This window comes from Deinococcus depolymerans (assembly GCF_039522025.1).
Lineage (GTDB): Bacteria > Deinococcota > Deinococci > Deinococcales > Deinococcaceae > Deinococcus > Deinococcus depolymerans.
Map to the genome: position 1 here is coordinate 19,129 of NZ_BAAADB010000033.1, position 8,001 is coordinate 27,129.

Here is an 8,001-nt window from a genome sequence, read left to right on the forward strand (position 1 = left end):
AACGGGGACGTCCGAACGTCTCAGGACGGGAACGAGGGAGGGTTGAGGTACGCCGAGAGCGAGTCCCGGTACGGACCGGACAGGGGGTAGGCGTACCCGGTCACGGCGCCGTCTTCGGCGAGCGTCGGACCCGAGAGTCCTTCGCCGATCACGGCGCAGAGGCGACCGAAGCGGAGCGGCAGGTAGAGGCCCTGTGCCCAGGTCCGCTGGACGGGTCGTCCGGGATCGTCGTCGAAGGGGAGATCGCCGTATTTCAGCAGGTAAGCCTTCGTCAGGGTGGCGTTCCGGAGCTCGGAGCTGTAGAGGTCCACGCCGTCGCGACGGATCACGTACAGCGGGCAGGAGCCGGGATGACGGCGGAGTTCGACGGCGACGCCGTCCGACCCGCGCGCCGCGGCCGGTCGGAAACGGGACGCCTTCCAGTCCCAGACCCGTTCGCGGACGTAGGCGGATCCTGCCGGCCGCCGATCCCCGGGCGAGTCGTCCGGCGCCTGGACAGTGAGATCCGGGTCGAGCCACCGGAGCGGCGCCAACTCGAATTCGGCGGACAGCCGCTCCAGGATCTCCGTCTTCGAGACGTCCACCTGGAACACCGCCGGCTGCCAGGGGTTCGCGGCGAGGCGGCGGGTGACGACCGCTCCGTACCGCTTCGCCCGCCGGGCGAATTCGGCGGCGTCGAACGACGGCATCAGGCCGAGCAACGTCGCCCGGACCCGGCGGCCGACGGGATAGGCGACGAACCCCGGTCGGCGCGCGACGACGTACGTGACCGGCTGGGCACGCGCATGGACCACGTCCAGAAGTCCCACCTCCACCCAGGCCCGCAGCAGTTCGTACAGGGTGCCCGAGCGGTCGAACCGGTCGAAGCCCGTCGCGCGCGCGAACGCTTCCACCGCCGTGTCGAGGCGGATCCCGCTGCGCCGCACGGCCAGGGCCGCGAAGACGTCCACCAGCCGCCGGGTCCGGTCGTCCGGTTCCACGCCCGTCCAGGCGGCACCGCCGCCGGCAGCGGTGCCGCCCACCGTCTCGTCGGGCTCGTCCGCCCCGTCCCGCGCCCGGTCCTTGAACGACGCCAGGACGGCCTGCACCCGCGGGTGCCGCTCGATCGGATCCACCCGGTCGGGGCCGACGACCACGCCGACACTGGCGCTGCGGTGCACGGCCAGGCGCCAGACCTTCCGGTCGCGGGAGTGGGGACTCTTACGTGGCATGCGCGGCGTAGGCGAGTCCGGATCGCCGACGAACAGCAGCTGGGTCGGCCGGTCGGTTTCGCCGACGACCAGCCACTCGTGCGCGTCGCCGCGGCACGCGGCGACGTCGCCGAGTCGGGATCCCAGGTAGCGTACGTCCCGAACAGCTCCGACGAGGTCGACCCGTCGGCCGGGCGTCCGGGTCGAGACCCAGTCGGGTATCTCATCGGTCCGTTCGATTTCTACGGCGGCCGCGCCGCATCCTTCGAGCGCGTACACGCCGGATCCGACCGGCTTGTAGTCGTGCGTCAGGTGTCGGTGACCGAGAGCGAATTCGCAGCTGGCGGTGTTGTCGTCGCCGTCGGCGGCCGGCCAGCGCACCAGGGCCAGGTAACGGCCGGGCGCGTCGGCGAGGGGCGCGTCGGGCAGGACCCACTCGTCGGGGATATCCATGGACTTCGTGGCGGCGCAGACGAGGTTCCCGTCCACGTCCAGGATGTCCACCGACGAGGCGCCGGCGAACCGGATCCGCGGCAGGAAGCCTTCGAGCGCGACGTGACCGTCGTCGCCCCGCACGCCACCCACGATCCGCACGGACGGGGAAGCCATGGTGGCCTGCAGATGAGTCGCACCTTCCAGGCCGGCCGGAGCGTCCTTGGCGATGCGTACCCGGCAGTCCACGACCTGACTCCAGCCCTGGAGGAGGGCGGGTTCCCGGCGCCCGCCGAAATGGGAGACGAACGCCCCGACCAGGTCGTCGCGGACCAGGGCCATGTCCGCCTGCTCCGCGTCGGTGCCCGAGACCAGTTCGAACGCTCCGCCCGCCAGGGCACGGAAGATCAGGACGCCCCGCCTGAACTGTCTCGCGGGCCGAGCGGCGAGCGACCCTCCTTCCAAGGCCGCCGTCACGGCCGCCTGGACCGGATCGGGCGCCCCGGCGTCCGCCAGTCGGACGAGCCGGGTCAGGCCGTCGTGCTCGAACCCGAGCGGCACCGCCTCCAGCTCGGGCGGCAGCGCCGCGTCGTCCGGGCAGGCCAGGAAGGGGCGGAGCAGGTCCTCGTCGTCGTCGAACTCTGCGAGCAGCCGCACGTCCCAGGTGCCGGCCTCCCGGCGTCCGTGGAGACCCGTCCGGAGCGCCTCCTGCCGCACCGCCCTCCAGAAGGCGCTGTTCCGGACGTCGGCTCCGGTCTCGACGAAACGCTCCACGAAATGCTCGAGATCCTTGCGGAACTCCTGACTGAAGGACGCCTTCGCATCCTGGAGCAGCTTGAGCACCCGCCGCATGGGCGGCTCGTCACCCAACAGCTCGTTCGTCTCCAGCAGGTGTCGCAGCTTGGCCCTGTCGCGGTCGTGGGGGAACGCGAGGAACCACGACGCCCCTATGCGCTTGCGGAACGAGTCGCGAGGGGGGAGGACGAGCCGACGGATCCGCCCCGCCGGGGCGTTCGCCAGCGTCCACTCGGCGAGAGTGAGCCACAGGTCCGGTAGGCATTCCATCGCCTGTCGCCGTTCGAACACGGCGTCCATGCGTTCGTGGAACCCGCCTTCCCGACCGAACGGATACCCGTACGCGACCAGGCACGTCAACCACAGCATCCCGAAGAAACGGGGCGGAGTGTCCGACGTCGGTTTCCAGCTCGTCTCCTTGAGACAGAAGGTGCGGAACGATTCGCCGGGCGGCAGTCGCCACTTCAGGACCGCGACGAAACGAGCGACCACTTCTTCCGCGTTCGCGTCCGGGTCTCCCGTCACCAGCGCCAACTCGTGCGGCGTCGCGGGCAGCTGCTCCACCGCCGTCTCTCTTTCTCCCGGTCCGACGGAGAAGTAGTAGGCGGCGAGTCTGGCGTTCCATTCGTCATAGCTCCATACGCGCCAATCTCGGACGGCGGTCGGCTGTGCTCCAGTCATGATGTCCTCTCCCGAATCCGCCGACATCCATCCGGCCGACGTGAATTGATGCGACGTTCTAGCACCCGCCCCGACGCTTGCGGAGTCGATTTGACCGGCACCCGTCGGGGGCCTGCGAGGTGTCCAGGATCCCCATGGAGCGAACTGCGAAACGAATATGAGTGTAAACCGATAATGAAAAGTTTCACTAAATTATTTGCGCCCTCGTCGCCGGAAGGACTGTCGGGCGTCTCTCTCGAGAGCATGAAGCTCGGCGAAGATCCGGGGGAGACCCGATGCTCTAGCTTCGGAGCATGCCCGACCGACTCACGAAGGAGCAGCGCAGCGCCCTCATGGGCAGGGTTCGGCAGAAGGACACGGCCCCCGAACTCGCCCTGCGTTCCGCGCTCCACCGGCGCGGCCTGCGTTTCAGGAAGAACGTCAGAGGCCTGCCGGGATCGCCGGACGTCGTGTTCCCGGGCGCGAAGGTGGCGGTGTTCGTCGACGGCGACTTCTGGCACGGCCGGGACTTCGCGGCCTGGTCCGCGAAACTCCAGCCCTTCTGGAAGGCCAAGATCGAACGCAACATCGAACGCGACCGCGGCAACGTCGCCGACCTGGAAGCCCTGGGTTGGCAGGTCCTCCGGGTGTGGGAGAAGGACGTGAAGAAACGTCTCCCCGACGTGGTGGAAGAAGTCGCCTCGCTCGTCTCTGCCCGTCGCGCCACCCGCTGAGACACGCCGCGCCCCGCCCCGGCTCCCGCGCCGGGCGCGGCTCACTCGGCGGGCGAGAGCACGCGCCGATCGACGAGTGCCCGCAGGTGCCGGGCCAGACGCGCAGGGAGTCGGCCGCCGCGGATCAGCACGCCCAACTCCATGTTCCTGGACAGCGCCGCGTCCGTGATGTTCGCACTCGTCACCAGCGCGATCCTGCCGTCCGCGACCGCGCACTTGGCGTGCACGACTCCACGCCGTCCGGCTTCCTGTTCCGTCCACACGTACACGGTGGCGCCCGGTACGGCGGCGCGCATGGCCGAGACGCAGTCCGTGTCGAGTCGCCCTCCCAGCGTCGTCGGCGCTTCGAGCACGACGGAGACCTCCACGCCCCGGGCGACCGCGTCGCGGAGGGCGGCCGATACGGACGGAACCTCGTAGGCGACGAAATTGACGACCTGCACGGTGCGGACGGCTTCCCCGACCACTTCCGCCAGGACGCTCTCCGTGCGCCGCATCGGGACCTCCTCGGTCACGGGGCCCGTCCAGACGAGATCCACGCCCTCCTCTCCGCGCAGGTGTTCCGCCGTGGCCGCCGCGGCGTCCAGGGCCGCCGCCAACTCGCCGGGGGTGACCGTCGTGGCCGTCCAGGCCGCGACGAGTTCCCGCTCGAGCGCGGAGCCGCCTGCGGAGCGCGGGCCCGAGTGCTCCAGACGCTCGGCCAGCCGCCGGACGTGGCCGGGCGGCCATTCGTGCGCGACGGCCGCCACCGCTCGCCAGAGTCGCTGTCCGCTCACGTCACTCGAAGAAGCCGGCGTCACGGCATTCGAACGTGGGGACCAGCAGGGCCCGGTCCAGGTATCGGTTGCCGCGTTCGCAGGACGTTTCGGCCACGAACCCGCAGGCGTGGCAGGACGCCGAGTGGAGCGAGCGGTCCTTGCCGGGATCGTGTTCCGAGCACAGCGGGTCGGACGAGCAGACGTGGGACCGCCGCAGCGCCTGACGGATGATCCGGCCCAGGTTCTCCGGCTTGCCGAGTTCGACCAGTCCGCCCAACGTACCGTCAGAATCGGCCGCGGCGGTGTAGAGCAGCACGCCCGCCATGGGTGCGGACTCGTCGTCGTTGGAGTAGATGCGCTCCCGGATGCTGGCGGCGTTGTAACCGCATTCCAACGCGAACTCGCGGATCAGCAGATGCGACAGGGTGTGCAGCATGGCGTACCGCATGCCCGGATAGCGCGCTTCGGGATTGAGTTTCCGACTGGCGCGCCAGCCCTTGTGCCCCTCGAACAGGCGGGCGTCCCTGCGCCGCACCGCCGCCCTGTCGAGCCAGGCGCGCAGGGCCTCCTCGTCGAACCGGATGAAGACGCCTTCGCCGTGGACCTCGTTCGCGGGGACCCAGGGTGTCCGCCCCTTCGTGAGGCGGGCGACGCGTTCCTTGCCGTTCTCGTCGAACACCTCTTCGGGCGAGTCGACGCGGGTGAAACCCAACAGGGCGTTCACTTCGCGCAGGCGTTTGACCAGGGACACGGCTCCGAGCTTCCCGGCGTACTCGGACGGCACGTCGCAGGCTTCCGCCATGAAGTGCGGCCAGTCGTTGTCGCCGCCGTCCGGCGCGATCAGCACTTCCCATTCCGGGCGTTTCATCTCCTCCTCGGTGACGGGGCGGGCCTCCTGCGACTCTCCGGCCACGCGCCTGCGGACGGCCTCCCACACGTCCTCGGGCGCGTACCGGTCGATGTCCGGGTAACGGGCCTGCCGCTTGAGCTGTTTGAGGACGCCCCGCAGTTCGCCCAGGTCCTCGGCGTCCTTGATGTCCTCCCAGGCTTCCTGCACGAACTGCTCGACCGGGGCGTCGCCGGTCGGGATGGCGAGGGCCGACAGCGTCACTGGGAACCAGGCGTTCGTGGCGCCCAGGATCACCGGCCTGGCCTGTTCGGCACAGTCCTTCTCGAACGCGTCCAGGTGCGGGTGTCGGCCACGACAGGCCGGCAGCGTCTCCTTGCCTTCGCCGCCGAAGGCGTGGACCATGGAGCGGGCCTGCCCGCACCCGTCGCGCCGCACCCACAGGTTCTCCGTCTGGAGGGACGCGCCGCTCTCGAAGAAGCGCAGCGTGCCCCGGCAGGCCGTCGGGCCGCCGTGGACGAACCAGTGCCACGGGAAGTCGTCCAGGTGCCCGTTCGAACAGGCGAGCAGGAACCTGGCCGGTACGGCGTCGGACTTCTTGCCTTTGCCCTTCTCGCAGTTGGGATGGACGAAGCGGGTGCGTTCCGGCCGGTACCGGTCCGGTGCGAGTTCGAAGAGGCCGGAGTCGTACTCGGCCAGCAGGCCGCACTTCACGCAGCGCAGCCACCGCGGGAACGGACGGACCGGAACGCCTCGCAGCGCCTCCGGGGACAACGGGTCGACGTTGTCGTCCCCCACGGGAGGACGGCGCAGGCTCTGGACCTGCGGACCGAGTTCGTGCCGCACCGCGGCCAGCAGGCGCGGCTCGGCGATCTCGGTACACAGCCCCGCCTGCCAGTGGTCGAGCCCCATGGTCAGGACGGAAAGGTTCGGCAGGTCGACGAGCGCGCCCGGCCCGTACGTCCAGAGGAGTTGGCTCGGCCGGACCGAACCCACGGCCGTGTCGGCGTTCTTCGTAATGCGGTCTCTCCTGCGCCTTCGCGGAGGGCGGGCTTCCAGGGCGGCCCGTCCTCCACCTTCGCGCCGCTCATCACCAGACGGACGCCCTGAAGCGCTCCCGCAGTTCCTTCAGCCAGAGCTCACGCCATAGCGCGTTAGCGGACGTGGCGCGCGCGGTTGTGAAGCGGCCTCATATGCGCCTTCTCTATGGGCTTGGCGCGCGCCAACTGGGCCCGCAGGGCGTCTCTCACCCACGTGAAGTCCGGGTGTGCCTCATCAAACGGGATTCGCGTGTCTGTACAGGCGTATGGGGCAAACCGGGCATCCGTGCCCACCTCGGGCCACGCAGTGCAAATGGCCTTGAACAGGCCCCCGCTGTTCTGCAGGAAGGGCCGGGCCGCGAGCAGAAGATCCACGAGCACTGTCACCGGAGCGTGCTGGGCCAGCGCCTCAAAGCTGCCCCGGGTACCGTTCACCCGCCACTCTTGGCCGTCCACGCTGACGCCCTGTAGGTGCAGGCCGCCGACTTGACGGTCGACCAGCAGTAGCCCTTGCATCGGGTCGCTAGTTGCCTGAGCGCGACGCTCTGCATTCTGTGCACGCTGCTCGTCTCGGCGCCAGTAGCGCTTTTTGCACTCTACCGTCGCTTGAGACTTGAGCAGCGCCCGGTTCATAGCCCGGATGCACGCTGCAGCCGTCTGATCACAGCAGACCTCCTGTACCAGAATCGTGAGCGGGCGCAGCAAGTGCTGCGCCCGCACCACCAGATCCTGTGGTGTCAGCACAAGGGTCTGCCCCTCAAGATGCACCTCAACTCGGCCATCAGACCAGCAGCCGGTGAGCTGCGCCGAGTGGCCTTCAATGACCACCTGCACTTGCAGGGGCCGCCGGGCATGCGCCAATCGCCGCACTGTGTTCGACATGATCCACTGTACTGGTTGAGGCAGAAACGTGAAGCCCCATCTCAGCCGAGGAGCAGGTGCTCGCGAACCTTGGCGACGATCTGCCGGAAACAGTTGAACGCCAATTTGACCGCGTGCTCCAGCGGATGAAGGTGGAAGCGAGCCGTTCCGGCTCGCTGTCGGCGCCACTCCAGCACTTCTTGAAGGTAACTGAGAGTTACCGTCCGAACCTCTTCGTCACCTACCGGGTGCAGGGATTGCCCCGGACGAATAACGACCTGGAGCAGTTCTTCGGCGCGGCGAGGTATCACGAACGTCGCATCACGGGTCGGAAGGTGGCGGCCCCTGGCACCGTGATTCGGGGGCAGGTTCGGTTGATTGCTGCAGCTGGAACCCGCCTGTTAGCCCCGACCGCCGCTGATCTTCAACCCATGTGCGTGACGACCTGGCGGATGCTTCGTCAGCAACTGGAGCTTCGCCATGAGGCTCGACGGGAGCAACTGCGGTTCAGACGCGACCCGGTGGCCTTCCTTCAGCGCCTCGAAAATCAGTATCTCAATCCTGATTTGGTAGTTGGCTGGAACTATGCCCGACAGGGAACGCCTTGAGGCCGTGACAGCCACGCTCGCAGCGTCCAAACGCGATCGGTCAGCCCAATCGCCATCGCCGGTGTGCGCTGGAGGT

6 protein-coding genes are annotated in these 8,001 nt (G+C 68.9%); 2 read left to right on the plus strand and 4 right to left on the minus strand.

What is annotated here, in order from left to right; all coding sequences use genetic code 11:
- Positions 1-20: 20 nt before the first annotated feature.
- Positions 21-3,098 carry a hypothetical protein gene (locus ABDZ66_RS16930; RefSeq protein ID WP_343761457.1) on the minus strand — a complete coding sequence of 1,026 codons (3,078 nt, stop codon included), beginning with the start codon at positions 3,096-3,098 and terminating at the stop codon, positions 21-23.
- 293 nt (positions 3,099-3,391) lie between these two features.
- Between ABDZ66_RS16930 and ABDZ66_RS16935 the strand changes: the two genes are divergently transcribed.
- Positions 3,392-3,811: a very short patch repair endonuclease gene (locus ABDZ66_RS16935; protein WP_343761459.1), complete on the plus strand. Its 420-nt coding sequence runs from the start codon at positions 3,392-3,394 to the stop codon at positions 3,809-3,811.
- A gap of 41 nt (positions 3,812-3,852) precedes the next feature.
- On the opposite strand, the gene drmC is transcribed toward ABDZ66_RS16935, so the two are convergent.
- The 3 genes from drmC to ABDZ66_RS16950 all read right to left on the minus strand — a co-directional run bounded on the left by drmC (position 3,853) and on the right by ABDZ66_RS16950 (position 7,338).
- Complete coding sequence (gene drmC, locus ABDZ66_RS16940) at positions 3,853-4,611, minus strand: DISARM system phospholipase D-like protein DrmC (protein WP_343761461.1); 759 nt, start codon at positions 4,609-4,611, stop codon at positions 3,853-3,855.
- A complete protein-coding gene (gene drmB / locus ABDZ66_RS16945; protein WP_343761463.1) occupies positions 4,589-6,412 on the minus strand; it encodes a DrmB family protein in 1,824 nt (607 codons plus the stop codon). The genes drmC and drmB overlap by 23 nt, the downstream gene beginning before the upstream one ends.
- Positions 6,413-6,570: 158 nt before the next feature.
- Positions 6,571-7,338, minus strand: a complete 768-nt coding sequence (locus tag ABDZ66_RS16950) for a hypothetical protein (protein ID WP_343761465.1) — start codon at positions 7,336-7,338, stop codon at positions 6,571-6,573.
- Between the two features lie 56 nt (positions 7,339-7,394).
- On the opposite strand from ABDZ66_RS16950, the gene ABDZ66_RS16955 reads away from it, so the two are divergent.
- Positions 7,395-7,925 carry a hypothetical protein gene (locus ABDZ66_RS16955; RefSeq protein WP_343761467.1) on the plus strand — a complete coding sequence of 177 codons (531 nt, stop codon included), beginning with the start codon at positions 7,395-7,397 and terminating at the stop codon, positions 7,923-7,925.
- Positions 7,926-8,001 lie beyond the last annotated feature (76 nt).